Source organism: Methanomicrobiales archaeon (assembly GCA_030019205.1).
GTDB lineage: Archaea > Halobacteriota > Methanomicrobia > Methanomicrobiales > JACTUA01 > JASEFH01.
The window spans coordinates 90683-115148 of record JASEFH010000001.1 but is presented as its reverse complement, the minus strand read 5'-3'; the positions used below and the strand labels follow the sequence as shown (position 1 = coordinate 115148).

Below are 24466 nucleotides of genomic sequence, written 5' to 3'. Positions count from 1 at the left end.
TCGGGAGCGGCGTGCCCCACCAGGGGCGACAGCCATTCCAGATCCAGGACTCCTGCCGCGCCGCACCGGATGGCGAAGCGGGATCATGAGGGAGAGGGGGATGCCCCTCGCCGCAGCGCGATGCCCCGGGGAGGGGTGTCTACGCATCCCCTTGCTGCAGCCCCGCTCCACCGGGGAGGCGACCGGATACCGGGAATGCATGAACCATGGATGCAGCAGCTGCAAGGAGCGGACAAGCCGGATGGATGATGGTCGCTCCGGGCGAGAGGGAAGGGGCGCGGTGCACCGCGAAAGATTCGCCGCGAGGAACCGGAGTCGGGATTCCTGCGGGTGAAGGCCAGAACACGGGGTTGTCCAGCATGGGGATGCCCTGATGGATTGAGGGGGAACGAATGGAGCCCGTTCTCAGGATTCCCGATATCGATACGCGGGACGAGGCGATTGCCCTGCAGCTGCAGCTGAAAGAGCGTGTGCGGATCGGAGATGCCGTGGATCCTGGTACGATTCGCAGTATCGCGGGAGCGGATGTCTCCTACGCCCGAGATGGCGGTACGGGTTATGCAGCGGTCGTCACCTTCACCTATCCGCAGATCGAGTTCCAGAACGGAGTGTGCGCTGCTTCCGGGATCCGCTTCCCCTACATTCCCGGTCTGCTCGCATTCCGCGAGGTTCCCATCCTCCTCGAGGCTTTCTCGCAGCTGGAAGAGGCACCGGATGTCGTCCTGTTCGATGGTCACGGCGTGGCGCATCCCCGAGGATTCGGTATCGCAAGCCACATGGGAGTCCTGCTGGATACGCCGAGTATCGGTGTGGCCAAACGCATTCTTACGGGGAGATTCTCCGACCCTCCACTCACCCGCGGATCAGCGTCCCCCATCCGTTCAGATGGGAACGTGATTGGCATGGCAGTGCGGACGTCGGAGAGGGCAGCGCCGGTCTTCGTGTCCGTAGGGCACAGATTCGATCTCGAATCTGCTGTGAAGGTGGTTCTTACAGCATCCCGGGGTTACCGGCTGCCTGAACCTATCCGCCAGGCTCACCAGCTGGCAAACCGCGCTCGAATACGGGGTATAGAGGATCGATGCGTGCCGTGATCGCGAGCGAGTGGGGCAGCACAGCGGCGCAATGCTGCCGGGTGAAATGCAAAGCCCTGCCACACTTGCCGTATCGGACGGAACCGCGGGGGAGCGCATCCTGCAGCGCAGGTTCGACGGATATCATCGGAAATTTGCAGGAATCAATACTTTTAAGTCCACAAACCCCCAACTACATCGAGTAGGATCGGCTGGAGAGGCAGGATTTTCCCGCGGTTTGAACGGAATCCTGGTGCGAATCGGAGCCGCGTATGAAGCCGTTCGCGTCAGGGGACTCGAGGGGGGCAGCATGACAGAAATGCGCGCGGGATTTGCGTATTTCCCGATAACCGCCCTCCATGCGATATGTATATGAAGATACCCAGTACAACACAGAACTGAAGATGCACCGAACATCGATCGTAGTCACGAAGAGGATTCCTCCAGGCATACGGCAGGAACAGCCTCTTAAAAGGAGTAAACGCCCATGAGTTCACGGATCAATGCCCGCCACACCACCTGCCCCGGATGCCAGGAGGAGGTCTTTCTGGACGAGCTGGTGGGTGGACGCTGCCCGCTCTGCGGTTGCGCCCTTGAGGAGGAGGAAGACGCCTGCATGGAGTTCGAGGAAGGGCTGGACCGTTCCGATCTAGCCTGGATCGTATTGAACTACTTCATGTTCAAGCGGTTCGACGACATGGGAGTGAGCCCCCTCCAGATCATGGACCTGCTGACAGGATATGCAGACTCCTCGGGCTACGGCACGAAGAACGCGCAGACCAGCTACTACGAACTGGATCTGCCCATGTCCCGGTGGGACAGGCTGAAACCCAAGCGGTGCAAAAAATGCGGCCGAATCTTTGTCAATAATGGGCGAAAGGTCATGATCGGGGACCTGGCACTCCCCGGATATACCGTTCACTTCATCTGCCCGAACTGCTGAGGGCACTCTCACCTGTTTTCGCTCGGAACACAGTGCGATCCTGGACGATACCTGACTGCATTCGAACGGCTGCCAACGATGCGAACCTGTGCAAATTTCCCGCGCCGTCCGGCAACATCAGCTCCCGACTGCAGAGAATGTCAGGACGTCTGAACGAGAAACGGAGGCTGGCGGTCGGGGGCGGACGGGCAGCCGACCGCCGGGGTTCCAGGCTCGAGATCCAGCTCACACTGGACACGTTCGACACCCGCGTGGATCCCCTCTGCTGCGGACGGATCGAGTCGAATCGATTCAAGCGTCTCTGCTACCGCTGTCCGCATGCAGAACGAAAGGACGGGGAGCTGCTCTGCTCGCTCTCGGACCTTCCCGTCCGATCCTGGGACAAGTACGCCCTCCGGGGGTGGAAGAACGTCCGGAAAGCGATCCTAGAGCGCGACGCTTCCCGTTGCGCCCTCTGCGGCGGAAGTACCGCGCTGCATATCCACCACATCGACCAGGACAAGACAAACGACGATCCCGGCAACCTTCTCACCCTGTGCGGGATATGCCACGCGCGGGTGCATACGGTTCTGCAGAATACGGAAGAGTCCGGAAAGGGCCTGGATGCGCTCCGCAGCGTGCATCCCCCGCAGGGCAGCCCGGAAGAATCGGAGCCGAACTGAGAGGATGGCGGTTGGGCAGGAGGGCATCCTCCGACCCCCCGGGAACCGTGCCCGTCACAGGGCCTCCCTCCATTCCCCGATGGCTTCGACGCCGCACGGGTGGGGGGGTTGCCAGAAAACCTCTCGCCGCCAGAGCCCGGCGCCGGACGCACAGGGATATGCTGGGATTGCACATGGAATGGGGCGACCGGATTGGGGCTCCTGCCGCACGCCGGCTCCGACCCCTTCCTAGAGGTCGGTGCCTGCTCTCCCTGCAGGCGTTAGGGTTGCAGCAGCCCAATAGGATTGCCATTCCGGATCTCGCACCGCGGGATCGGAGACAAGGGGGATTCGTCCCCTTGGTGAGATAGGCCTGAAGAAGGAATGCGGGGGAACGAAGCCGTGAAAGGTCCATACGGGAAGGATCTGGCATTCCTTCATCCCGCGTAGCCTGGTCCGATACCTTCGGTTCGGCAAGATCCGGCGGCACGCTGCCCGGTCCCCGCCGCATTCGATCGATCCTTCGGATCGGTCGTCTCCAATGTCTGGGGGACTACCCGATCGGAACGCCAGCACTCCGATGGATCCTCCGCTGCATCCAGACCCGTGCTCGTGGCTGGTGCGAACGCCACGATCAGGATATGCGATGCAGGAGACAGAAAGACAGCCAAGCGCGATCCGTACCGCGTATCTCGGAAAAAGGGGATACGAGAGTGGTTGTCAGTAGGAGCGGGCGAGGAGAGCAGGCAGCCCGACTTTCCCGCAGACCGGACAGGGACCTTCCTGCGGCACTGCTATGGGGCACTGAAGATCTGTTCCGAGAATGCTCGCATCGACGTCCTTCTCGATGAGTTCTGCACACTCGGAAGACCCGCACCAGTGGATCACCACCATGCCCTGCTTCACCGCCTGGATCGCACCATCCAGATCGGACGCCACGCAGATCCGTGACTCCAGCCGCGCTCTGGCCCGAACCCGGATCTCTTCCTGCAGATCGGTCATGATCCCGTTCACCCCTTCCAGGATGGCGGAACGCTCAATCGAGGTGCGCCTGCCCAGCCGCGTCACGGCGGTTACAACCCCCGCGTCCAGGTCCCGGGGCCCGATCTCCAGCCGCAGGGGGACTCCCCGCATCTCCCAGTGATAGTACTTTGCACCGGGGCGGATCTCGCGGGTGTCCCGTCTCACCCGGATACCCCCCTGCCTGAGCTGCTCTTCAAGCTCGATCGCTGCCGCACTCACGTCGTCCCTCCGCCTCCCCATGAGGATGGGCACCACCACCACCTGGATGGGTGCGATCAGCGGAGGCAGAATGAGACCGCGATCATCTCCGTGCAGGCTGATGAGAGCCGCGATGCTTCGTTCGGAGATGCCGTAGCAGGTCTGGAAGGCATGCCTCTGGTCGCCTGTGGCGTCTTCGTACTGGATGTCGAAGGTCTTCGAGAAGTGATCTCCCAGGTGGTGGACAGTCCCGATCTGCAGCGTCCTTCCGTCCGGCATGACGGTATCCACGGCGATCGTGTAGTCTGCACCCGGAAATTTGTCCCAATCCGGCCGGCGGGACACGACGACCGGGATGCAGAGCCGGTCGTAGAACTCCCGGTAGAGATCGATCGCCCTCTTCACCTGCTCTTCCGCCTCCTCCCATGTGGCGTGGACTGTATGCGCCTCCTTGAACGATGTGATCTCCCGCACGCGGATGAGCGGGCGGGTATGCTTCGTCTCGTAGCGGAACGTATTCACGACCTGATAGAGCTTCAGGGGAAGATCCGCGTGCGAACGGATCCACAGGGCATACATCGGGTAGATCGCCGTCTCGCTCGTCGGACGCAGCGCCAGGCAGACGTCCAGCTCGGTCGACCCGCCGCGCGTCACCCAGTAGACCTCGTCCTCGAACCCTTTGATGTGCTCCGCCTCCTTCATGAACTCCTGGAAGGGTATCAGCAGGGGGAATAGCGCCTCCTGGTGATCCCGATCCATCAGTTCGCGGAGCTCGTGGTATACCCGCCTCCGTATCGCAAACCCGTACGGATACCAGACATACAGACCCTTCACCGGATACCGCACATCCAGGATCTCCGCCCTCCAGAGCACCTCGTTGTACCAGCTGCTGAAATCGTCTTTCTGGGGGAGGGCGCCCGTCTCTTCTTCCATAAAACACCTCAAATTACAAAATTTATGATTTCTGGCGTAATAAAGGCCTCTATCATCGACGCGACAGCGAGCAGGGGGACGACGATCGTGACGAATTTTCTGCCGAGGCCAAGCGCGTGCATCGCCGCGTCCTCCCCGAAGAACCACTCCCTGTAGAGCGCATGCGCCAGCATCAGCCCGAGCGATCCGGCGATGATGAACGAGGGCACCTCGAAGAGTCCGTGCGGCAATATCGCCGCGGCTACGAAGAGAAAGCCCTGCTGCTCCCGCACCAGCTCCAGGACCCCGCCTATCACCACGCCGTTCACGAGGAGGATGAAGAGTGTCAGGAGTCCGAATGATGCCCCACCCAGAAAGAGGAGGATGCTGGCCTGAAGGTTGTTCAGGAAGATCTTCGCTGCGAGGATGAGGGGATCGCCGCCCAGGACGTCGCCCACAATCTGCTCGCGCATCACCTCGAGAAGCGCTTTTCCCGACTCCGGACTGATAGAGACGGCCGCTGCACCCAGGAGGGCGGCGATACAGAAGATCACCAGGGTGGCAGCAATCGCCCTGCCGTACGTCAGCTCAAACATACAGCACCATCCGCATCATGTCCCTCACGCCCGGGGCCAGACCCACCACGATCATGGCCAGGATCACCAGGTGCCAGAGGGTCGAGTTCCCCTCCCTGCGGTACATCTCAAGCACATAGAGTGCAGGCACCACAACCGCGAGTTTGAGCGGGAACATGGCAAACGCGGTCCCGGTCCACTCGATCAGCACCGATCCCACCACATGCTGCTCCACGTACTGCAGGGGATGCAGGTCGATGCCAAAGGATGTCGCGCTGGCATCCAGCATGTGCCCGAAGATGAGGCATATATAGAGCGGATCGGCAACAAACTTCCATCCCAGGAGATACCGCACGGATAGCCAGACGGCGGCGGTAGTGCCGAAGGCGATGGCGAGAATGATCCCGAGAACATCCAGAGCGATGAGCGTCTCCGATATTCCGAACAGGAGGAGAACGAGCGCGACAAAAGCACATGCGACGATACCGATCCCCCGGTAGAGGCGCAGCCTGGCATCCGTGCTCGCGTTTGCGCGCACCCGCCGGGCCGTGTAGAGCGCACCCACGGTAAAGACGAAGAGGGAGAAGAATATGAGCGGCGTCACCAGAAGGAACTGGAGATCGGACTGTATCAGGCCGGTGTCCTGCACGACGCGGAGCAGCCCCCCAAGGACGACGTAAGGGAGTGTGGAGAGGATGAAGTCCCGATCCACCGCGATCCCCTCCCTCTCGAACCAGCGGTGGATCAAGTAGACGGCGGCGATGAGGAGGAGCGCGTAGGTCAGCGTATCGACCAGAGTATAGGGCTGACCGTAGCGTATGGGATCGATGTAGTATTTGTATACGAACTCCCTAATCATACCTGATATTAAATGAGCGCAGATGGCATAAAAGTACTCAAAAGGAAGGTTTTCGACAAGTCCAAGTGGATGCAGCTGCCCCGGGACGTAATCATCGGGCACGGCGTGCTGGACCAGCTGCCGGCAGTCAGCGAGGATCTGAAACTCGGCGATTCTGCGCTCATCATTTCCGGGAAGAGTACGATGCAGGTGGCGGGCAAACGGGTGGAAGAACTGCTGTCTGCTTCGTACGATACCTCGGTCCTCATTGCGGACGCGATCACGCCGGAGGTGATAGCGCAGGCGGAGTCGGATGCCGCCTCTGCAGACTTCCTCATCGGGGTCGGCGGAGGTCGCGTGATTGATATCGCGAAGATCGCCTCTTTCAACCTCGACCGCCCCTTCATCAGCGTGCCGACTGCCGCCTCCCACGACGGCATCGCTTCCGCGCGAGCGTCGGTGCCGACCGCAGAGGGAGCTGCCTCGCTCGAAGCCCATCCGCCCATCGCCATCGTCGCGGACACCGGCATCATCGCCTCCGCTCCGCACCGTCTGCTCGCCTCCGGATGTGCGGACATCATATCCAACTACACGGCTGTGCTGGATTGGGAGCTGTCCCATCGCCTCCGGGGGGAACCGGTATCCGAGTACGCCATGGCGATGTCGCGCATGACGGCGGAGATACTGGTGAAGAATGCGGATGCGATCAAGCCGCACCAGGAGGAGAGCGCCTGGATCGTCACGAAGGCGCTCGTCTCCTCCGGGGTGGCGATGAGCATCGCCGGCTCTTCGAGGCCGGGAAGCGGCGGCGAGCACAAGTTCAGCCATGCTCTGGACATCCTCGCGCCGAAGCAGGGTCTCCACGGCGAGAAGTGCGGCATCGGGACGATCATCACCATGTACCTCCACGGGGGCGACTGGCGATCCATCCGCAGCTCCCTGATGACGATCGGAGCCCCGACGACGCCGTCGGAGATCGGGATCGAGGATGGGGTCGCCGTCGAAGCCCTGCTGATGGCAAAGACGATCCGCCCGGAGCGGTTCACCATTCTGGACATGGGGATCACGAGAGAGGCCGCACAGAACCTGGTGCGAATGCTCTATCGGGAGTGAGGTCGAATGACGGATGGAAAACCGAAGGTGACCGTGATCGGCGCCACGCTCGCACGGCCCGGTCTCGACTTCATTTACGAGGGGGAACTGCCCGAGTGCGAGGTCTGCCGCGTGCGGAAGGCGTGCCACAATCTTCAGACGGGGAGAAAGTACCGCATCGTGGGCATTCGGGCAACGACGAAGCATGAGTGCCAGGTGCACGCCGGGGGCGCGTGCGCCATCGAGGTTGTCGAGTCGCCGATTGTCGGACTGATCAGTGCGGATAAGGCGATTGTGAACTCCAGAATTCTCTTCGAATTCTCCTGCAGCAGGAGGGAGTGCAAGAGTTACGACCTCTGTCACCCGGAGGGGATCATCGAGGGGGAGAGGTACGTAGTGGGGGAGATACTGGGCAATGCCCCGGAAGGCTGCGAGAGGGGCAGGGTGCTGAAACTGGTGGAGCTGCGCCCCGTATAAGCCCTCTTTTACGGACGTGAGACGGAGCAGAGATCTGCCGCGAGTTCGAGCAGGCGGTGCGCATCCTGCAGATCCTGCAGCCAGGGAGAGGGGATGGCTGCAAGGGTCTGCTCGGCGCCGGCAAGGGCTCCGCATATGGCCCCGACGGTATCCGCATCCCCGCCCAGATTCACCGCCGCGATGATCGCGTCGGAAAACGTCTCGCTCTCCAGGAACAGGGTCACCGCGCAGTGTGTGGCCTCCACGGCATCCAGGGACGGCAGCAGGGGATACCGTCCGAAGTCCTGCATGCGACAGAGAAGCTCGGTGTCCTCGCACTGGTCGAGCGCGAGATCGAAGGCCCTCTCCCGGGAGGCCCCCCGGCACAGGCTGCTCACCATCTGGTTGACGAACGCGGAGCACTCTCCCGCGACAGGATCGTAGTGTGTCAGGCGGGAGCAGCGGAGGCTCACAGTGCGCACGGCAGTGGGAGGGTAGAAGATACCGAGTGGCGGGCCGCGCATGACGCTGCCGTTGGATCGGCTCTCCCCCTTCCTCTGGTGGATCAACCATGCCGCCGTCTCGGGGCTGCACCCCCGCTCGATCAGATCGAAGGCGGCGGACGAGGTGGGGCCGAAGAACGACGGATGGGCATGGTAGGCGGCAACCAGCCGCTGTGCTACATCCTCTGCACAGAATCCCCTGCAGACGACGAGAGAGCGGGCAATGGCGATGGCCTGCAGGGTGTCGTCCGTGTACCCCCCGCGCCGGATACCGTGCAGCCCCCCTCCGATCATCCGGGTTATCTTCCGTCTCGGGGCGGGCAGACCCTCAAGCGGAGCACCCATGGCGTCGCCGACAGCGAGCCCCAGAAGGGCGCCGGCAGCATTCATCCCGTTCAATATAAAAACCACCATAAAATTATATGTAGGAAGGAAAAATAGTAATGTTTAAGAAAGGTGATGATGTGCAAAAAGAGGAACTGCTTCATCTACACATGCTGCTTGTTCATATCAAGAAATACTATGAAAGCGTAAGCGGGGTGGAGGTTCTGACCGGCAAATACGACTCCCTCGCGATCTCTCCCGTGCACATTCATAAAAATAAAATCCTGCATAAAAAAGCCATTCTCACACTGGGCGAGGAACTCGTGCAGCATATCAACATGCACCAGGTGCCGGGTTATGCGCACGATCTCGGCTCAAGAAAGGTGACGGCAGAGCACTAACAGCGCGATGGACGAAGAAGCCATCTATCGGGAGATCATCTCCCGGATCTCTTCTGAGCGACCGGGATCGTTCGATGTCGAAAGAATAAAAATCGATGTCTGCCGGAAATATGGTTTTTCCCCCATTCCCAAGAACTCGGCGATTCTGGCCGCCGCGGATCCGGAGAAACGGGATCTGATCCGAAGGATCCTGCAGGTGAAACCCACGCGGACCCTCTCGGGGGTGGCGCCCGTTGCCGTGATGACGTCCCCGGCGCCCTGTCCGCACGGAAAGTGCCTCCCCTGCCCCGGAGGGCCCGAACATCCGTTCCGGAGCCCTCAGAGCTACACAGGTGAGGAGCCGGCCGCGCTTCGCGCGCGGGAGCATGCGTTCGATCCGTACAGACAGGTGCATGCCCGGCTGGAGCAGCTCCTCCGCCTGGGGCATCCGGTAGACAAGGTGGAGCTGATCGTGATGGGGGGGACGATGACGGCACGTCCCGTCGAGTACCAGGAATGGTTCGTGCGCCGCTGCATCGAGGCGATGAACGCGTTCGGCAGCCCTGACGCTGCGCCTTCCGGCAGCCTCGAAGAGGTGTTCCTCGCGAACGAGACCGCTCTGGCGCGATGCGTCGCGACCACCTTCGAGACACGCCCGGACTGGTCCCGTCGGGAGCAGATCGGGGAGATGCTGCGCTTGGGGGTGACGAAGGTGGAGCTTGGCATCCAGCATTCGGAGGATCGCATCCTCGCCCTGAACCGGCGGGGATGCACGGTCGAGGATGCCGTGCAGGCGAACCGGCACCTTCGGGATGCCGGCCTGAAAGTGGGGTTCCACGTGATGCCCAACATGCCCGGGAGCAGCATCGAGACGGACCGCAGGATGTTCGAGACGCTCTTCGAGGATTCCCGATTCCGACCGGATTTTCTGAAGATCTATCCCACGCTGGTGACGCCGGGATCCGGGATCGAGGATCTCTACAGGCAGGGGGAGTACCAGCCCTATGCGGAGGAGGAACTGGTGGATCTGATCGCATACGCCAAATCCATCCTGCCCTCGTACGTGCGCCTGCAGAGGATACAGCGGGACATTCCCGCCAGATTGATCGTGGCCGGCTCCCGCCACTCGAACTTCCGCCAGCTGGCAGCCCGAAGGCTGAAGGAGTGGGGCAAGCGCTGCCGCTGCATCCGCTGCCGTGAAGCGGGGAGACTCCCCCCGCGGGAGACTCCGGGGATTGCCGTGCTGACCTATCCCTGCTGCGGGGGTACCGAGCACTTCATTTCTATGGAGGCGGGGGAGGCGCTGATCGGGTTTCTGCGCCTCCGATTCCCGTCCGCCGCCTTCCGGCCGGAGCTCGACGGCGCGGCGCTGATCCGGGAACTGCACGTTTACGGGAGCATGGTTGCCCTCGGCGCCCGCGCAGCGGAGGCGGAGTGGCAGCACCGCAGCTACGGCAACCATCTGCTCCGTGCGGCCGAGGAGATCGCCGGAAGTGCAGGGTATGCACGGGTTGCCGTCATGTCAGGGGTGGGGGTCCGCCCCTATTACAAGAAGCAGGGATATCAACGGGAAGGCCCATACATGATCAAGAGACTGGCATGAGACCCGCCACCGCCGAGTTCCTGAAGCAGCGGTTCACCGAGTACTACAGGAGAGTCAGCATCACCCCCCCGGCGGCGCTGGAACAGCGGGAATGGGGATTTGTCTTCTTCGACCCGGGCTCAACCGACATCCGCATGCGGCGCCACATCGGGTTCGGGAGCGCTGGGGAGCTCTCCGAGTACGTCCGGACGCTGGTTCCGGCGCACATCTACTACTCCAGTGCATACTACGAGGCCCCCTCCGCCGCGACGATGCCCGAGAAGCGCTGGAGCGGTGCGGACCTCATCTTCGATCTCGATGCCGACCACATCATGCGGGGACCCTACCATATGATGCTCGAGCGGGTGCGCGAAGAGGCGGAGAAACTTCTCCGCATGCTGATCGACGAACTGGGTTTCTCCGAGCGGAGCATATCCGTCGTCTTCTCGGGGGGGAGGGGATACCACATCCATGTCAATGACATCGCGGTGCGGACCTGGGGGAGCCAGGAACGGCGGGAGATCGTAGATTACGTCTGCGGGATCGGGCTGGACTCCCGATGCATGGCGCCCCACCGCTCCAGGCCTGCGCGCGGCTGGCGGCTCCGCTACCAGACGACGTTGCTTGAGTATCTCCGCTGGATACTCCAGCTGCCGGAGGGGGAGGCGCACCAGCACTGCATGAACGTAGCGGGCATGCGCGATAAGGAGGCGAAACGGCTCTGCAAGTACGCCGGAGATCTACTGAGCAGCGCTTCGCCCCGCCGTATGGCCGCATTCATGGCGAATCCGCTGCTTCAGCGGCTGATCGCGGCCGAACAGGGCGAGTTTTCCGCGAGGCTCCGCAAAACCGCCGCCCTCGCCGACGAGCCGGTCACGACCGACGTCAAGAGACTGATACGCCTGCCCACCTCGCTCCACGGCGGGAGCGGAATGCGCGTCACTCCTCTTTCCGTCCGCGATCTGCCGCAGTTCGATCCCCTGGTCGATGCAGTTATATTCGGGGAACGAGATGTACGGGTGGAGGCGAGCGCCACCCTCTCGATGCGCCTCCTCGGGAACACCTATGCGGTCGAGAAGGGAGAGAATACCGTTCCGGAGGCGCTCGCTGTATTCCTCTGCTGCAGAGGCCTTGCAGAGATCGCCGGGAGCAAAGGAGCATGAGACGCGAAGATCTCTTCCTCGTGCTGATGAATGAGAGGGAGAGCGAGAAGCTCTCCGAGATCCAGAGCGACACATTTGAGCATGCGCGGACGTACCTGGAGGAACTCTACGGACAGCTGCGCAGGCTGGAGGATCCGCTGAGCGATCAGGCGCGAAGCGTGATTGAGGAGATCAACTACATCCGCGACACCATCCGCTTCGTCTTCTATCGGCGAACCTGGAAGATCCTCACCCTCTCCTGCAAGCAGGTGGAGAACTACTACCAGGATAAAGACGAGATGCGGCGAATGCTCTCAGCGGAACGGGAGATGCTGGAGCAGGTTACGGCGGCCATCCTGAAGTGCAGGGAATGTCTGCTCGAGAGCCGGCTGGATCTCAACGGGAGCGAGCCGGAGGTGCCTGCGGCAGTCCTGCCGGCGGCCAAGGGCAGGGAGGAGTCAGAAGATGCCCCCTCCCTGCCGTACAGTCTCGTGCGGATCCTGAGCGATGTGGACCCGTTCATGGGTATGGACGGGAGGATCTATCACCTTGGGAGAGAGGATATCGCGACACTTCCCTTCAAGAATGCGGATGTACTCTGCGGCCGCAACATAGCCTTAAATATCAGGCCTATCAAATAATACTGGTATTCGAACTCAATACATGGGGCTCATTTTATGAAAATGCCAGCAAAATTCACCACGTACTGCCCTCACTGCAAGCGGCACGAGGTCGTGGAGGTCGAGAAGGTTAAGAAAGGGCGGTCCAGCGGTCTCAATTGGATCGACCGCCAGAAGGCGCGGCGCGGCACGGTGGGCAACAGGGGTAAGTTCTCCAAGGTGCCCGGCGGTGAGAAGCCCACGAAGAAGATCAATGTGCGGTATCGCTGCACGAAGTGCAAGAAGGCATTTCTGCGCGAAGGGTTCCGGATCAGCAAGTTCGAGTTGACGGAGTGAAGATCTGTGGTTCGACTGGAGAGAGAGAACAGGACGGCGTTCTGCCGCGTAAAGTGCCCGGAGTGCCAGAACGAGCAGCTGGTATTCGAGCGGGCCAGCAGCCGGGTAGACTGCGTGGTCTGTGGAGAGGTTCTTGCCGAACCGACCGGCGGAAAGGCGGTTATCAGAGGAGAGATCCTCGCGATCGTGAAGTGATTGCCGCATGCACGAGAGATCATGGCCGGACGAAGGCGAACTTGTGGTCTGCACGGTCCAGGAGGTCCGGGACTTCGTGGCATTCGTCAGTCTGGATGAGTACGGGGGACGCCAGGGCCTCATACCCATCTCCGAAGTCGCGACCGGCTGGGTAAAATACATCCGGGACTATATCCGGGAGGGGCAGAAGGTCGTATGCAAGGTGCTGCATGTGGATGCCCAGCGAGGCCATATCGATCTCTCTCTCAAGGATGTAAACGAGCATCAACGCCGCGAGAAGATTAGGGAGTGGAAGAACGAACAGAAGGCTCGTACTTGGATCGGATTCGTGAGCGAGGAGACGGGCGAAACCCCCCAGAAGATCGAGGAGAAGATCTACCAGGGTTATGGTCTCCTGTTCCCCTTCTTTGAGGATGCAGTCGTCAACGGAAAAAAGGCAGTAGATAAACTGGGGTTCGAGGATCCGGTCGCCTCAGTCCTGTTGCGCATCGCTGAGGAGAACGTTAAGATTCCGCGCGTGACCATCACGGGTTTCCTGGAACTGACATCCAGAAAGTCCGATGGCGTCAATGTCATCCGGCGCGCCCTCCGCAGCGCCCAGCTGAAGATGCCGGACGTGGACATCGAGCTCTCGTACGTGGGAGCTCCGATCTACCGCGTGAAGGTAACCGCGCCGGATTACAAACAGGCGGAGAAGGCCATTGAAAAAGCTGCCAATGCTGCCATCCGCGTGATGGAGAAGGCAGACGGCATCGGAAGATTCAGTCGGAAACAGAAGGCGGGTAAAGCCGCATGAGCCGCTGCATCCGACGCTGCCCTCGGGACAGGACGTACACTCTCTCACCCTGCTGCCCCCTCTGCGGTCAGGCGACCGTACCGGCGCACCCGGCACGATTCTCGCCCCTGGACGCGTATGGGCCCTACCGGAGGAGAATGAAGGCATGGAGCGCGTAACCGTTCAGTTCCTGGATACGACCGACGTGAAGGCGGACACCCTGATCGAGGGGCTCCCCGGCATCGGACAGGTCGGCAAACTGGTGGCGGAGTACATGATAGAGGAACTCTCCGCAGAGAAGATCGCCGAGATTCATTCCATTTACCTGCCGCCCCAAGTGATCATCGATCCGCAGGGGATCACCCACCTGGCCAATAACGAGCTCTACTTCTGGGAGGGTGAGGGCAGGAGGATCGTATTCCTGGTGGGTGATCACCAGAGCACGACGAGCGAGGGGCACTACATACTCTGCCAGAGCTACCTGGATGTCGCCGAGCATATGGGCGTTCGCCGACTGTACACCCTGGGCGGCTATGGGGTAGGGCACCTCGTGGATACGCCCATGGTCCTGGGCGCCGTGAATATGCCCCACCTCCGCGCCGAGGCCGAAGCGGCAGGCGTGACGTTCCGCCGGGACGGTACCGTCGGGGGAATCGTCGGAGCCTCCGGGCTCCTCCTCGGTCTTGGGGCGTTGCGGAACATGGAGGGGATCTGCCTGATGGGGGAGACCTCCGGGTATCTTGTCGACCCGAAGAGCGCATCCAGAGTTCTCTCCGTGCTCTGCAGACTGATCGGTGTCGCCGTCGATGCAACGACACTCCAGGATCGCGCCGCGGAGATGGAGCAGGCGATCGACCAGATCCGCGAAGGCGAGAAGGCCAAAGCGAAAGACGAGCTGAACTACATCGGATAGCCTCCCGGGAGGGCGGGCAGGTCGCAGGATGCCTTCCCTGCCCGTCCCGCCACACTTTTGCATCTGTCACGGCAGGGGAGCTATCTCCTTCCCATGAGCGATCCGCCCGGTCGGGACTCACTGTGGGAGAGATGGTGATGCAGCAGCCGATCCGTTCGATAAAAAGGAAGTATTATCGGCGTATCTGCCCAACATCAGATGAATGCTCACCATACGTAGAGATGTCTGTGGCTACTGCGGTGCCTGCGTTTCGGTCTGCCCGGCGGGAGCCCTGGAACTCATCGACGCCTACCTGACCGTGGATGACCACTGCACCGGCTGCAAGATCTGCACGAGAGCCTGCCCGCTGGGGGCCCTGGAGGTCGTGGACGATGAGACGGCAGTATGACGTCCTGGTCGTTGGTGGTGGGCCCGGCGGGGCGATAGCCGCGCGGACAGCGGCGCGGAAGGGGCTCTCGGTCTGCCTTGTGGAGAAGCGGCCGGCGATCGGCGTCCCGGTACGCTGCGCAGAGGGGATCGGGAAGGACATTCTGACCGAGTTCGTCGAGCCCGACGAGCGGTGGATCGCTGCGGATATCGAGCGGGCCCGAATCGTCGCTCCCGACGGATCCTCGATGACGCTCGAGGCCGGGATGGCCGGCAACGAGGTGGGATACATCCTCGACCGAAAGGTCTTCGATCGAGAGCTTGTCTGGCAGGCGGCGGAGGCGGGAGCGGATGTCTCCGTCAAGACCCGTGCGACTTCGCCGATCCTGGAGGGAGGGAGGGTGCAGGGCGCCGTGGTGGAACGCTGCGGCCAGGTTGAGCGGGTACGCGCCGATGTGGTCATCGCGGCGGATGGGGTGGAGTCCAAGTTCTCCCGCTGGTGCGGGATCGATACGACTGTCCCTCTCCGCGAGTTGATGAGCTGCGCCCAGTATCTGCTAACGGATATCGAGATCGACCCGCGTGCGACGGTCTTCTACCTGGGCAATGAGGTCGCCCCCGAGGGCTATCTCTGGGTCTTTCCCAAGGGGGAGCGGTCTGCGAACGTCGGCATCGGAATAACGGGCAGAAAGAGCGGATCGGGCCATCGTGCAAAGGATTATCTCGACCGCTTCGTCCGGCGTCAGTTTCCGGGAGGAAAGGCGATCGAGTGCATTGTGGGGGGCGTTCCGGTCTCGAAGCCTCTCCCATCCACAGTGGGGGACGGCCTCATGATCGTGGGGGACGCCGCCCGCGTCGTGGATCCCCTGACGGGCGGCGGAATCTACAACGCGATGTTTACGGGAGATCTTGCCGCCACAGTGGCCGCCGAATGCATCGGAGCGGGAGACTGCAGCCGTGAGCGGCTGATGGCCTACGATACTGCCTGGCGCACCTCCCGGATGGGTAAGGCGATCGAGCGCAACTACAAGATCAAGGAGTACTTCATCACCCTGTCCGACGAGAAGCTGAATGCGCTGGTACATACGGGCGCCAGTATCGATCTTGCCGAGTTCAGCACGTTCACGCTCATCCGTGAGCTGATCAAACGGAACCCGAAACTGCTGCTGGAGTTGAAGGCCCTCCGGGATGCCCTGTCCTGACGCCTCGACTCCCTGTCTGCGGCAATAGCGCGCCGGAGGGGGAGACAGCGGCTGGATCCTCGAGAACGATGCTGTTGGAGGAACAACCGATGGCAATCTGCGGTGTGGACGAGGCGGGGAAAGGAGCCGTGCTCGGACCGCTCGTCGTCGCCGGTGTGAGCTGCCGATCGCTGGAGGACTGCCTCGGCCTCGGGATCCGGGATTCCAAAGAGCTCTCCCGCCGGCAGAGGGAGAAGCTCTTTGCCATGATCGAGGATCGCTTCCTCACCGCCCTGGCGGTCATCCCCCCCGCGGAGATCGATGCTGCACGACCGGGGATGAGCCTGAACCGCCGTGTTGCGAAGGCCCATGCCGAGGTGATCGCTCACCTCGCGGTCCCGACCGCGTATGTCGATGCCTGCGACGTGAATGCATCGCGTTATGCCCGCATGGTCGGAGCACACCTGCCTCCGGGGATCGCGGTGGTGGCCGAGCACAGTGCCGATAAACGATACGCCATCGTTGGTGCAGCCAGCATCGTGGCGAAAGTCAACCGCGACCGGGCGATCGACCGGCTCAAGGAAGAGTACGGCGATATTGGAAGCGGCTACCCCTCTGATGCGACGACGATCGATTTTTTAAAGGCGTATATGCAGGCGGAAGGAAAGGCGCCGCCGTTTGCCAGGAAGAGCTGGAAGACCATCACCAGCCTCTCGCTCCAGCTGGAGCAGTCCCGGATCACGTCCTTTCCCGGATAGGGATGCAGTACCCCCATACGAAATCGATCCGAAGGGGCTGCGTTCGGTCCTGCAGGGGATTGGGTGTGAATCCCTGCGGGGCGGCCGCACCGCAGGCGTGCCCGATCCTTCTCGTCTCCAATCCGGCCCGATTTCCCACGGGGTGAAATCCCCTCCCCCCGATCGGCTGCGTCCCCGCGTGCGATGGAGCCAGTTCGGCGATTCGGAGGGACTCCCTGGTGCGATGGGCCCTGATGGATCGTCCTAAAATCCCCTCAGGGCAAACGTGGTGCATTCCCGTCCCCTGCTCCCCCTATCCGGGCCTGTCCCAATACCAGAGGAGTCGTAAGAGAGAAGCGGACTCGTATCCCGCACCGCGCTCTGGACGATCAGGGGCGGGATACCATTCTGTCGAAACCCGCCGGCCTACGCACGGACATATAATCCCGAGGAATCGATACGACTCGGGCAATCGCGCCCAATCTCCAGATGGTGCGACACATGCAGCTGTCCCCACGTCGCAGGCTGCCGGAAGATCCCGCCCCGCGTCCCCGGAACGCCCCTCATGATAAAGGCCTGGATTTCACATCCCGATTGCTGTTGAGAGATCCATGCGGCGGGGCACCATCTTTATGTCGATCGGGATCGAATGATTACAGGATGAACTGGGTCCTGATCGCGCTCTTTTTCGTCGCTCTCTACGCTATTGTCGCAGGGTATATCCAGAGGAAGGGGCTGTGGGCCGAGAGAATCACCTTCTACGGCCCCATCATGATGATTAGAAGCCAGAACGTGGCTTTTTTAGACCGGTTTATCCCCTATCGGAGAATTCTGCGCTGGTACGGATCAGCCGGAGTCGCCATCGTCGGAGTGGTTCTCGTCGCGATGGCAGCCCTGCTCCTTCTCGGCGTGGCGCTAATCGTTGCCCAGCAGCAGCAGAATGCGATCGATCCCTGGAACGTGCTCATCATCCCTGGCGTGAACGAGTTCATCCCCTCCACGTTCGCCGTCTGGTTCAGCCTGTTCCTCACCATCGTCATCCACGAGTTCGGACACGGTATCCTGTGCAGGGTTGAAAACATCAAGGTGAAGAGCGTCGGGCTTCTCCTGGCGGTGGTTCCCATCGGGGCCTTCGTGGAGCCCGACGAAGAGGATGTGGAGAAGAGCCGCAGTGCAGAGAAAGCGAGGATGTACGGTGCAGGGATCACCAACAACCTCGTCCTCGGCGCGATCTGCTTCGTCCTGATGATCCTGCTCGTGGGGATGGCAGTTCCCACATCGGAACCGGTCGTCTACGGCATCTACCAGAACTACGCCGCGGATGCTGCAGGAGTTCCGACGAACTCGATCATCCGCAGCATCGACGGGATCCCCGTTCGAACGCCCGCAGATGTCGCTGCGATTCTTCAGACCACCGAGCCCGGTGATACGATAACCCTTGCCGTCGAGAAGAACGGTGTCATGCAGAGCCATACGCTGACCCTCACGGAATGGCCGGATGTATTCGGCGACAGGGACTCCGGTTTCATGGGAATCGAGTACTACAACGGTGAGGGGGTCATCCGCTCCATCCAGTCGATCCGATCCCCCTTCCAGATACTTGGCCTGCTCATCCTGCCGCTGGACATCGATAACCGCTTCGGATTGATGCCCATACGCTTCCTGGGGTTCGATGCGCCCGAGATGGCATATTTCAGCGTCCCGTTCAGCCAGTTCTGGGGAGTGGTCCACCTCCTCTTCTGGGCGGGCTGGTTCAACGTCAACGTGGGGCTGTTCAACGCGATCCCCATGATCCCCTTCGACGGGGGGTACATCTTCAAAGAAGGCGTGGACCGACTCTTCAACCGCTGGGGACTGTCCCGCTATGCCCCTTACGTAATCTCCTTCACGAGCGTGCTCATGCTGATGCTGATCCTGCTTACGTTCGTTCTCCCGCACATCTTCCGGTATATGGCAGAAACCGGATCCCTCTGACGGGTGGGCAGAGGGATATCCGAGGCCCTTCCCCGATGAGAGACGGGGGCAGTCTTCGTCGGCGCAGAACGACTAGGGCACGAGCATCGCGACCAGGGAACCCCTGGGAACCCCCACGCTCTCCGCGATTGTATCGCATTTCACGGCCATGAGGTAGGCGGTGGGCGGCAGATCCGCATACTCTGTCAGGGATTCGTAGTTGGCCATCCCCTTCGCGATGACGAGCGTGGCTTCCTGCAGGGCATCGGCGAGATCCTCGGGCGCCTTTTCCAGGGTCACTCCGATATCCCCGCTGCCCGTCGTCGTAAGCCGATCGACCACCCGATCCAGACCCAGCAGACGGGCATCCTCGCACGTGGCATCGTTCAGTATCGGAGCCCCCTTCACGGCCAGGGTCACACGCGATCCGCGCTCCTTTAAGCAGCGGATCAGAAGCGCGTCCATGACGATCTCGCCGCAGTTGTCCGTGAAGTAGACGATGCGTGCAGTCCGCTGCGCTATCCCATCGATATCGTCGATGGCGAGCCCGTCCTTCATCTTCTCCTGATAGTAGCGGAGGAAATCGTCCGTCACCTCGTGCGACTGCACGCCGTAGTCGAACGTGTTGGCAATGACGCTGGCAATGATGTGATCGCGCAGCGTATGGAGAGTCGGCCCGATGCGCTCCGCCGCCTGAATCGCCTGGGCGTTGCAGGACGCTTTCAATCCGGCATAGGGATCGGGATCGTCCAGCAGCTGATAGGCCAGGCGGTGGATCGTGGACGCGATCCGCGGGGCAGGTTGGTCGGGTGAGAACTTCTCGCGAAGGAGAGCCCGGCAGGCTGATGTCACCCGCTCGATGCGCTCCCGATCGTCCGTCGAGAGCCGGCTCTCGAACTCCACGCGGGATAGAAGACACTCAAAGCAGCGGGGTTTGATCTTCATGAAAACTGGAGCTAACTCTTTCACGGGAGGGCAATAAAATCTATGGGGCCACCGCGATTTGAACGCGGGTCAGAAGACCCCCAGTCTCCTAGGATGCCCAGGCTACCCTATGGCCCCCTATCACGTTTGTGCGGATCCCTTATCTACCTTCGCTTCCCGCGGCAGGCCCCTATATCCTTAGTTTCTTGAACTCTTCGACGTTTTTGGTCAATTCTTCGAGCTCGGAATCGGTCACCTTCATCCTGCTCTCCATCACCTCAAGCTCACCGAGGAGCTGCCGGATCCGCACCAGCATGATGTACATGATGAAGAGCAGGAGAACGATCACGGAGCCCAGGAATATCAGCAGGATCCCTTCCAGACTCAGACTCATCGTCGCCCTCTGAACAGTGCTCTTGCAAATCGATCGATAAAACCGTCCTTCTGCTCTTCCACCTTCTCGTCGATCGGGCAGCCAGCCAGACCAGCTGCGATCTGCCGTATCGCTCTGGCTGCCGGTGACGTGGGATATTTGAGCACCACGGGCGTCTTGAACGATGCCGCCCGCCGTATATTGGGATCCTCCGGGATCGTTCCCAGAATCTCGACCCCGAGAACTTTCTCCACCTTCTGGTTGACGAAATCCGTCTTATCGGCACCGACCCGATTCAGGATCGCGCCCTGAATCTTTCCACCCACGACCTCGGTCAGGATTTTGGTCTTGAGGGCATCGACAAGTGAGGAGAGCTCCGGGTTCACCACCAGGATGACCGCGTCTGCAATGGCCAGCGGAATCACCCCGTCCCGACTGATCCCCGCAGGTGCATCGATGATCAGGAATTCGCAGCGGTTCACGAGCTCTTTCATCACGTCCTTCAGCCGTTCGGGATCCGCCTGCTGGAATCCCTGCAGGGATATCCCGCTCGGCACCACCTTCAGACCCCCCGGTCCCTCGTAGATGGCATCGCTGACCCGGGCACGACCGGCGAGCACCTCATGCAGGGTGACGGGGGCATCCTCAAGGCCAAGAATCAGCCCCAGATTGGCCATGCCGATATCGGCATCCATGACATATGTCTCTTTACCCAATCTGGCCAGCGATGTTCCCAGGTTGACTGTGACCGTGGTCTTTCCCGTGCCGCCCTTACCGGAAGCGATCGTATAAACCCTGACCATTCAACACCTTCACATGGAACTATTGTCGTAAATTTATTTAAGGATAATTAATATATCGTTGCACGAAATGTTACAGCCACCTGCCTAAAATTATTTTTACATCCTCTTCTATCGACTTCATCCAGCTTTCCGGTATTGTGCGATGTGCTTTTACGATGCCGATCAGAGACGAACCCCGATGGCGGATCCCGAAGAGCTGCACGAGCGGATCGTCGGGCTTCTCGCCTTTTGTGAACAGGTGGCTGTAGATTGCTGCATCTTCCTGGTTGCCGGGACTGGACGAAGCGACGACCAGTCCGTCCTGTGTGGCGAGTGTGAACGACTGGAGACCGTACTTACCCGCGAGCGCCCGGATGCTCTCCGTCATGCTGCTGAACCCCTGGATGAGATCCACGCTCTCCGGCATCTCCGCGCCCTCTGCCTCGGGGGGTGGGCGGGTCGTGATCATACCGGAAGATCCAAGGGGCGGAATCGCCGCAAGATCCAGTTTCCGATGAATCTTTGCCAGATAAACTGCAACGATCGCCTCCAGTACCACACCTGCGAGCAGGAGGACCGTTATGATCTGAAGGATTATCAGTCCCAATGTTGTGTTATCCATACCTATCATCCTCGCATCTATTCCTCCTCGATCAGATGCTCGAGGTGAAGACGTCTCACCGTCCTCTTGCAACTCTGCCGGATCTTATCGGCCAGGCTCTCCAGGTCCATGGAATCCAGCGCTTCCAGATCCCGGTTGATGCTGGAGAGGGCTTCTGAATCTTGGACCCGTGGCGAAGGTGCAGTGCGCGGCCGGTCTATCGCTGGAGGCGCTGCGCCGGTATCGGATTTTCCGGTCGGGCTGGATCTGCTGACCGCCTCCCGTGCCACGACGCCTTCTCGTTCATTCTTCGCTCCTGCTTCAGATCCCAGGAGATCCAGGAGAGACGTGGCTCTTTCCACGAGCGCGGATCTGTTGAACTCAAACGCGAGCTGCAGCTGCGTGCTGGAGAGATGGCGGAGTTCGGCATCCACATCAGATCCCCCCTGGTCAAGAATCATCCTCAAGGCGTCGTCCCCCTTCAGATGACGGCACTCCGCGAGAACGCACCTGCCTCGGTCCAGGACGAGCGTGGAGACTCCCGTACTGGCGGATATGGTGCAGTAACCGCAGAAGGGCGATTCGTTCAGCTCCCGAAGCAGCGCCTCCAGTGTGACGCCTTTCTTCATGGAGCGGAACGTGCCTCTCGGAAGTTGCATTGTACTAATAAATGTTTCTTCATTTTATAATACTATTGATCTTGATTTTTAAAATATTTCTGCCTTTTTAACATTTATATTAGAAATTATTACGACATTCTTCCTTTGATTCGTGTTTGGAGAGTCTTTTTCCGGCAGCCTCTGCATCCCGGTCGAGCCTTCTTGAGATCCCCCATCGCCACCTCCCCTACGTTCCCGCACGCCCTCCCCGGCGCAATGGATGGCGTTCTGGTTACCAGGACGGCAGCTCTTGGCGGGCAGGAGGCGATCGCGCTGTTGAAGGAGAGAGAGGCGGTCAGCATGCCATATAAGATGAATTCGGACCTGTTCTTCAGTAAAGACTAAAATGTATCACTATTTTTAATCTGTTCAAATTAAAGGTCGCAAGAGAAAAAAGATATATTGATATAATAGAAATGTAGCTAGAGAAATATTGGAGCAAATCGGTGATGGATGCGCATCCGGTAACAAAAGAGACTGTCGCACGAGCAATCGACAGAATCAGGTCCATACACGGCGTGATAGCATGCGCACTTGTAACTAAGACCGGCATCATGATGGGGAAATACTTTGAGGAGGGGGGCGAATCCGCACGGCTGGTGGGTGTTATGTGTGCAAGCATACTCTCCTCGGCCGATGCCGTAGCGAGTATCCTCGACCTCGGTTCGCCATCATCCATTATTATTAACTCCGGAAATGCAAAGATTTTACTGATGAGTGCCGGGGAGAAGATCCTTCTTATCGCTGTCGTCCGGATATCGACAGCTGATCAGGAAACAATCGAACAGCTCCGAGAAGTTGCCGATCGAATTGGGAGTGAGTGGTAGATGTACACGATCCTTGTAGTGGATGACAGTCCCTTCATTGTCGACGTATTTGTGACCATGCTGGAAAGGGGCGGGTATCGAGCGATTGCATCATACAGTGGACAGGAGGCCCTCGATATCCTGAAAGAGGTGACACCCGATATCATCCTCCTCGATATCATGATGGAGCCGATGGACGGATGGGAGACGCTGGAGCGCATCAAGAGCAATCCGAATTGTCATGACATTCCCGTTCTCATGCTCACAGCAAAGCAGCTGACTCCGGATGAAGCGCAGGAATACGGACCCTACATCGAGGATTACGTCTTGAAGCCCATTACGCACCGCGAGCTCTATGATACCATCGAACACGTCCTGAACCGCAGAAAGGCGATTCGACTGGACGTGGAGGCGGCACGAAAGGCCGGACTCGATCATCACGTAATCGAGGAGTATGCCTCGCTGAACAAGAACGTCGACGTCAACAAGCGGCTGCTGAAGATTCTGGAGACGACGTACGATGTCCACGACCCCAAGATCAAAGTGAGCGAGAAGATATCGAATGCCATCAAGACGATGGCTCTCTCCATTCGAAGCCAGGAAGAACGTCTGGAGATGCTCAGAGCCGACCTCGGGCGTGTTCTCGAGAAGAGATAGAATCTCACCCCCGCTTTCTTTGCCATTCGACCACTGCGACGGTTGGAACCGCGAGAACAACCGCCGTTGTGCAGATCTGTCGGCGAAAATACGCCAACCCGGGAACTGGATTCTCCCCACTCCGACGGGGCCGCCGATCGCCCGTAATTACAGACATTGCGCGCAGGACCGGGCGAGCAGTACATGGTGGCCTGTGAGATGTTGTCCGATCGCCCATGAGAAAATTTTCGATGCTTTCAGGAGACGCCGGAAAGGGAATCGCAGACGAGTGCAGCGCCAGCGGGCACGTACAAGGCAACCGACGCTTTCGTGCCAATCCATGAGTGAAGGGCCGAGCACGGAACCGCACCGATGCCTCTGCAATGAGTTTTTAAAATCGCATTGCGATTACCGATGAGGCGTTGGGGAGGGAGGGGAGCCCCGATTTGCGCCGGTAGTGAGAAATTTTATATACTTTTCCCGCATTGTAATAATGCCAAATGATGCTACCCCTTGGGCCCGTAGCTCAGCTAGGTAGAGCGTCTGGCTTTTAACCAGATGGCCGGGGGTTCAAATCCCCCCGGGCCCGCTACCACAGCCATAATCTGTGGTGGGTTTTGAGCCGGTGATGAGCATATCGATAATGAGGATCTCTTTGTGAGCAGGGGATGTGATGAGTACCCCATTAAACGTGCTTGAGCATGCAATGGTGCCGGAGCACCAGATTATGAGTGAGGAGGAGATCATGCAGCTACTCTCCACCTACAGAATTACACCCGAACAGTTACCCAAAATATATCACGACGATCCCGCAGCCAAGGCAATAAAAGCCAAACCCGGGGATATACTGAAGATCATACGCACCAGTCAGACAGCGGGCAGATCCGAATCCTATCGCCTAGTTGTCAGAAGGCCCAAAAAATAATA

At 60.0% G+C, this 24466-nt stretch carries 30 protein-coding genes and 2 tRNA genes; 22 read left to right on the top strand and 10 right to left on the bottom strand.

Translation table 11 applies throughout. From position 1 onward, the window contains the following. Window positions 1-392: 392 nt before the first annotated feature. From nfi to QMC96_00540, 3 genes are all read left to right on the top strand, one after another. Entirely contained in the window at window positions 393-1094 is a 702-nt protein-coding gene (nfi, locus tag QMC96_00550) for a deoxyribonuclease V (protein MDI6875247.1), read from the top strand. 466 nt (window positions 1095-1560) lie between these two features. After that, the gene (locus tag QMC96_00545) at window positions 1561-2016 is read left to right on the top strand and encodes a hypothetical protein (GenBank protein ID MDI6875246.1); all 456 of its coding nucleotides are present in this window, start codon (window positions 1561-1563) and stop codon (window positions 2014-2016) included. A 137-nt stretch (window positions 2017-2153) separates the two neighbouring features. Continuing rightward, window positions 2154-2678 carry an HNH endonuclease signature motif containing protein gene (locus tag QMC96_00540; GenBank protein MDI6875245.1) on the top strand — a complete coding sequence of 175 codons (525 nt, stop codon included), beginning with the start codon at window positions 2154-2156 and terminating at the stop codon, window positions 2676-2678. Between the two features lie 699 nt (window positions 2679-3377). Here the strand turns inward: QMC96_00540 and proS are convergent. From proS to QMC96_00525, 3 genes are read right to left on the bottom strand one after another with little or no spacing between them, the layout of a single operon-like run. Further along, window positions 3378-4811 carry a proline--tRNA ligase gene (proS, locus tag QMC96_00535; protein MDI6875244.1) on the bottom strand — a complete coding sequence of 478 codons (1434 nt, stop codon included), beginning with the start codon at window positions 4809-4811 and terminating at the stop codon, window positions 3378-3380. Window positions 4812-4819: 8 nt separating this feature from the next. Further along, complete coding sequence (locus QMC96_00530) at window positions 4820-5386, bottom strand: stage II sporulation protein M (GenBank protein ID MDI6875243.1); 567 nt, start codon at window positions 5384-5386, stop codon at window positions 4820-4822. Beyond that, window positions 5379-6224 (bottom strand): DUF63 family protein, encoded by an 846-nt coding sequence (locus tag QMC96_00525; protein ID MDI6875242.1) that lies wholly within the window; start codon window positions 6222-6224, stop codon window positions 5379-5381. Before QMC96_00525 ends, QMC96_00530 begins: the two co-directional genes overlap by 8 nt. A gap of 12 nt (window positions 6225-6236) precedes the next feature. On the opposite strand from QMC96_00525, the gene QMC96_00520 reads away from it, so the two are divergent. Then, entirely contained in the window at window positions 6237-7316 is a 1080-nt protein-coding gene (locus QMC96_00520; GenBank protein ID MDI6875241.1) for an NAD(P)-dependent glycerol-1-phosphate dehydrogenase, read from the top strand. 6 nt (window positions 7317-7322) lie between these two features. After that, a complete protein-coding gene (locus QMC96_00515) occupies window positions 7323-7772 on the top strand; it encodes a UPF0179 family protein (GenBank protein ID MDI6875240.1) in 450 nt (149 codons plus the stop codon). Between the two features lie 8 nt (window positions 7773-7780). Here the strand turns inward: QMC96_00515 and QMC96_00510 are convergent, their stop codons facing one another. Continuing rightward, entirely contained in the window at window positions 7781-8644 is an 864-nt protein-coding gene (locus tag QMC96_00510) for an ADP-ribosylglycohydrolase family protein (protein ID MDI6875239.1), read from the bottom strand. 53 nt (window positions 8645-8697) lie between these two features. Here QMC96_00510 and QMC96_00505 point away from each other — a divergent pair, with 53 nt between their 5' ends. The 13 genes from QMC96_00505 (at window position 8698) to QMC96_00445 (ending at window position 18779) form a co-directional block, all read left to right on the top strand. Further along, window positions 8698-8979: a UPF0058 family protein gene (locus QMC96_00505; protein ID MDI6875238.1), complete on the top strand. Its 282-nt coding sequence runs from the start codon at window positions 8698-8700 to the stop codon at window positions 8977-8979. Between the two features lie 7 nt (window positions 8980-8986). Continuing rightward, complete coding sequence (locus QMC96_00500; GenBank protein ID MDI6875237.1) at window positions 8987-10561, top strand: tRNA uridine(34) 5-carboxymethylaminomethyl modification radical SAM/GNAT enzyme Elp3; 1575 nt, start codon at window positions 8987-8989, stop codon at window positions 10559-10561. Then, window positions 10558-11703 (top strand): DNA primase catalytic subunit PriS, encoded by a 1146-nt coding sequence (priS, locus tag QMC96_00495; GenBank protein ID MDI6875236.1) that lies wholly within the window; start codon window positions 10558-10560, stop codon window positions 11701-11703. Before QMC96_00500 ends, priS begins: the two co-directional genes overlap by 4 nt. Continuing rightward, complete coding sequence (locus QMC96_00490; GenBank protein MDI6875235.1) at window positions 11700-12323, top strand: hypothetical protein; 624 nt, start codon at window positions 11700-11702, stop codon at window positions 12321-12323. The genes priS and QMC96_00490 overlap by 4 nt, the downstream gene beginning before the upstream one ends. Window positions 12324-12359: 36 nt before the next feature. After that, complete coding sequence (locus QMC96_00485) at window positions 12360-12638, top strand: 50S ribosomal protein L44e (GenBank protein MDI6875234.1); 279 nt, start codon at window positions 12360-12362, stop codon at window positions 12636-12638. A gap of 6 nt (window positions 12639-12644) precedes the next feature. Beyond that, window positions 12645-12833 carry a 30S ribosomal protein S27e gene (locus QMC96_00480; protein ID MDI6875233.1) on the top strand — a complete coding sequence of 63 codons (189 nt, stop codon included), beginning with the start codon at window positions 12645-12647 and terminating at the stop codon, window positions 12831-12833. A gap of 7 nt (window positions 12834-12840) precedes the next feature. After that, window positions 12841-13629, top strand: coding sequence for a translation initiation factor IF-2 subunit alpha (locus QMC96_00475; GenBank protein MDI6875232.1), 789 nt, complete (start codon window positions 12841-12843; stop codon window positions 13627-13629). Continuing rightward, entirely contained in the window at window positions 13626-13787 is a 162-nt protein-coding gene (locus QMC96_00470) for an RNA-protein complex protein Nop10 (protein MDI6875231.1), read from the top strand. The genes QMC96_00475 and QMC96_00470 overlap by 4 nt, the downstream gene beginning before the upstream one ends. Continuing rightward, complete coding sequence (locus QMC96_00465; GenBank protein ID MDI6875230.1) at window positions 13775-14521, top strand: proteasome assembly chaperone family protein; 747 nt, start codon at window positions 13775-13777, stop codon at window positions 14519-14521. Before QMC96_00470 ends, QMC96_00465 begins: the two co-directional genes overlap by 13 nt. A gap of 202 nt (window positions 14522-14723) precedes the next feature. Then, window positions 14724-14909, top strand: coding sequence for a 4Fe-4S binding protein (locus QMC96_00460; GenBank protein MDI6875229.1), 186 nt, complete (start codon window positions 14724-14726; stop codon window positions 14907-14909). Beyond that, complete coding sequence (locus tag QMC96_00455; protein MDI6875228.1) at window positions 14893-16089, top strand: NAD(P)/FAD-dependent oxidoreductase; 1197 nt, start codon at window positions 14893-14895, stop codon at window positions 16087-16089. Before QMC96_00460 ends, QMC96_00455 begins: the two co-directional genes overlap by 17 nt. An 89-nt stretch (window positions 16090-16178) precedes the next feature. Further along, a complete protein-coding gene (gene rnhB / locus QMC96_00450) occupies window positions 16179-16826 on the top strand; it encodes a ribonuclease HII (protein ID MDI6875227.1) in 648 nt (215 codons plus the stop codon). A gap of 639 nt (window positions 16827-17465) precedes the next feature. Next, on the top strand, window positions 17466-18779 hold the full coding sequence (locus tag QMC96_00445; GenBank protein MDI6875226.1) for a site-2 protease family protein: 1314 nt from the start codon (window positions 17466-17468) through the stop codon (window positions 18777-18779). A 72-nt stretch (window positions 18780-18851) separates the two neighbouring features. Here the strand turns inward: QMC96_00445 and QMC96_00440 are convergent, their stop codons facing one another. The 6 genes from QMC96_00440 to QMC96_00415 all read right to left on the bottom strand — a co-directional run bounded on the left by QMC96_00440 (window position 18852) and on the right by QMC96_00415 (window position 22097). Next, window positions 18852-19703, bottom strand: a complete 852-nt coding sequence (locus tag QMC96_00440; protein MDI6875225.1) for an ARMT1-like domain-containing protein — start codon at window positions 19701-19703, stop codon at window positions 18852-18854. Between the two features lie 43 nt (window positions 19704-19746). Beyond that, window positions 19747-19820: transfer RNA gene (locus QMC96_00435), tRNA-Pro, on the bottom strand. A 52-nt stretch (window positions 19821-19872) separates the two neighbouring features. Beyond that, window positions 19873-20076 carry a hypothetical protein gene (locus QMC96_00430; GenBank protein MDI6875224.1) on the bottom strand — a complete coding sequence of 68 codons (204 nt, stop codon included), beginning with the start codon at window positions 20074-20076 and terminating at the stop codon, window positions 19873-19875. Further along, window positions 20073-20858 (bottom strand): cell division ATPase MinD, encoded by a 786-nt coding sequence (minD, locus tag QMC96_00425; GenBank protein ID MDI6875223.1) that lies wholly within the window; start codon window positions 20856-20858, stop codon window positions 20073-20075. The genes QMC96_00430 and minD overlap by 4 nt, the downstream gene beginning before the upstream one ends. 70 nt (window positions 20859-20928) lie before the next feature. After that, on the bottom strand, window positions 20929-21459 hold the full coding sequence (locus tag QMC96_00420) for a hypothetical protein (GenBank protein ID MDI6875222.1): 531 nt from the start codon (window positions 21457-21459) through the stop codon (window positions 20929-20931). 17 nt (window positions 21460-21476) lie between these two features. Beyond that, a complete protein-coding gene (locus QMC96_00415) occupies window positions 21477-22097 on the bottom strand; it encodes a hypothetical protein (GenBank protein ID MDI6875221.1) in 621 nt (206 codons plus the stop codon). A gap of 449 nt (window positions 22098-22546) precedes the next feature. Here QMC96_00415 and QMC96_00410 point away from each other — a divergent pair, with 449 nt between their 5' ends. The 4 genes from QMC96_00410 (at window position 22547) to QMC96_00395 (ending at window position 24464) form a co-directional block, all read left to right on the top strand. Further along, window positions 22547-22924, top strand: coding sequence for a roadblock/LC7 domain-containing protein (locus QMC96_00410; GenBank protein MDI6875220.1), 378 nt, complete (start codon window positions 22547-22549; stop codon window positions 22922-22924). Beyond that, on the top strand, window positions 22925-23560 hold the full coding sequence (locus QMC96_00405; protein MDI6875219.1) for a response regulator: 636 nt from the start codon (window positions 22925-22927) through the stop codon (window positions 23558-23560). A 494-nt stretch (window positions 23561-24054) separates the two neighbouring features. Beyond that, window positions 24055-24128 (top strand) — tRNA-Lys (locus QMC96_00400). A gap of 84 nt (window positions 24129-24212) precedes the next feature. Then, window positions 24213-24464, top strand: a complete 252-nt coding sequence (locus tag QMC96_00395; protein ID MDI6875218.1) for a DNA-directed RNA polymerase subunit H — start codon at window positions 24213-24215, stop codon at window positions 24462-24464. Window positions 24465-24466: the final 2 nt, after the last annotated feature.

Coding starts and splice junctions, on each gene's coding strand:
- nfi (MDI6875247.1), top strand. CDS start 393: ATGGAGCCCGTTCTCAGGATTCCCGATATCGATACGCGGGACGAGGCG.
- QMC96_00545 (MDI6875246.1), top strand. CDS start 1,561: ATGAGTTCACGGATCAATGCCCGCCACACCACCTGCCCCGGATGCCAG.
- QMC96_00540 (MDI6875245.1), top strand. CDS start 2,154: ATGTCAGGACGTCTGAACGAGAAACGGAGGCTGGCGGTCGGGGGCGGA.
- proS (MDI6875244.1), bottom strand. CDS start 4,811: ATGGAAGAAGAGACGGGCGCCCTCCCCCAGAAAGACGATTTCAGCAGC.
- QMC96_00530 (MDI6875243.1), bottom strand. CDS start 5,386: ATGTTTGAGCTGACGTACGGCAGGGCGATTGCTGCCACCCTGGTGATC.
- QMC96_00525 (MDI6875242.1), bottom strand. CDS start 6,224: ATGATTAGGGAGTTCGTATACAAATACTACATCGATCCCATACGCTAC.
- QMC96_00520 (MDI6875241.1), top strand. CDS start 6,237: ATGAGCGCAGATGGCATAAAAGTACTCAAAAGGAAGGTTTTCGACAAG.
- QMC96_00515 (MDI6875240.1), top strand. CDS start 7,323: ATGACGGATGGAAAACCGAAGGTGACCGTGATCGGCGCCACGCTCGCA.
- QMC96_00510 (MDI6875239.1), bottom strand. CDS start 8,644: ATGAATGCTGCCGGCGCCCTTCTGGGGCTCGCTGTCGGCGACGCCATG.
- QMC96_00505 (MDI6875238.1), top strand. CDS start 8,698: ATGTTTAAGAAAGGTGATGATGTGCAAAAAGAGGAACTGCTTCATCTA.
- QMC96_00500 (MDI6875237.1), top strand. CDS start 8,987: ATGGACGAAGAAGCCATCTATCGGGAGATCATCTCCCGGATCTCTTCT.
- priS (MDI6875236.1), top strand. CDS start 10,558: ATGAGACCCGCCACCGCCGAGTTCCTGAAGCAGCGGTTCACCGAGTAC.
- QMC96_00490 (MDI6875235.1), top strand. CDS start 11,700: ATGAGACGCGAAGATCTCTTCCTCGTGCTGATGAATGAGAGGGAGAGC.
- QMC96_00485 (MDI6875234.1), top strand. CDS start 12,360: ATGAAAATGCCAGCAAAATTCACCACGTACTGCCCTCACTGCAAGCGG.
- QMC96_00475 (MDI6875232.1), top strand. CDS start 12,841: ATGCACGAGAGATCATGGCCGGACGAAGGCGAACTTGTGGTCTGCACG.
- QMC96_00470 (MDI6875231.1), top strand. CDS start 13,626: ATGAGCCGCTGCATCCGACGCTGCCCTCGGGACAGGACGTACACTCTC.
- QMC96_00465 (MDI6875230.1), top strand. CDS start 13,775: ATGGAGCGCGTAACCGTTCAGTTCCTGGATACGACCGACGTGAAGGCG.
- QMC96_00460 (MDI6875229.1), top strand. CDS start 14,724: ATGCTCACCATACGTAGAGATGTCTGTGGCTACTGCGGTGCCTGCGTT.
- QMC96_00455 (MDI6875228.1), top strand. CDS start 14,893: ATGAGACGGCAGTATGACGTCCTGGTCGTTGGTGGTGGGCCCGGCGGG.
- rnhB (MDI6875227.1), top strand. CDS start 16,179: ATGGCAATCTGCGGTGTGGACGAGGCGGGGAAAGGAGCCGTGCTCGGA.
- QMC96_00445 (MDI6875226.1), top strand. CDS start 17,466: ATGAACTGGGTCCTGATCGCGCTCTTTTTCGTCGCTCTCTACGCTATT.
- QMC96_00440 (MDI6875225.1), bottom strand. CDS start 19,703: ATGAAGATCAAACCCCGCTGCTTTGAGTGTCTTCTATCCCGCGTGGAG.
- QMC96_00430 (MDI6875224.1), bottom strand. CDS start 20,076: ATGAGTCTGAGTCTGGAAGGGATCCTGCTGATATTCCTGGGCTCCGTG.
- minD (MDI6875223.1), bottom strand. CDS start 20,858: ATGGTCAGGGTTTATACGATCGCTTCCGGTAAGGGCGGCACGGGAAAG.
- QMC96_00420 (MDI6875222.1), bottom strand. CDS start 21,459: ATGGATAACACAACATTGGGACTGATAATCCTTCAGATCATAACGGTC.
- QMC96_00415 (MDI6875221.1), bottom strand. CDS start 22,097: ATGCAACTTCCGAGAGGCACGTTCCGCTCCATGAAGAAAGGCGTCACA.
- QMC96_00410 (MDI6875220.1), top strand. CDS start 22,547: ATGGATGCGCATCCGGTAACAAAAGAGACTGTCGCACGAGCAATCGAC.
- QMC96_00405 (MDI6875219.1), top strand. CDS start 22,925: ATGTACACGATCCTTGTAGTGGATGACAGTCCCTTCATTGTCGACGTA.
- QMC96_00395 (MDI6875218.1), top strand. CDS start 24,213: ATGAGTACCCCATTAAACGTGCTTGAGCATGCAATGGTGCCGGAGCAC.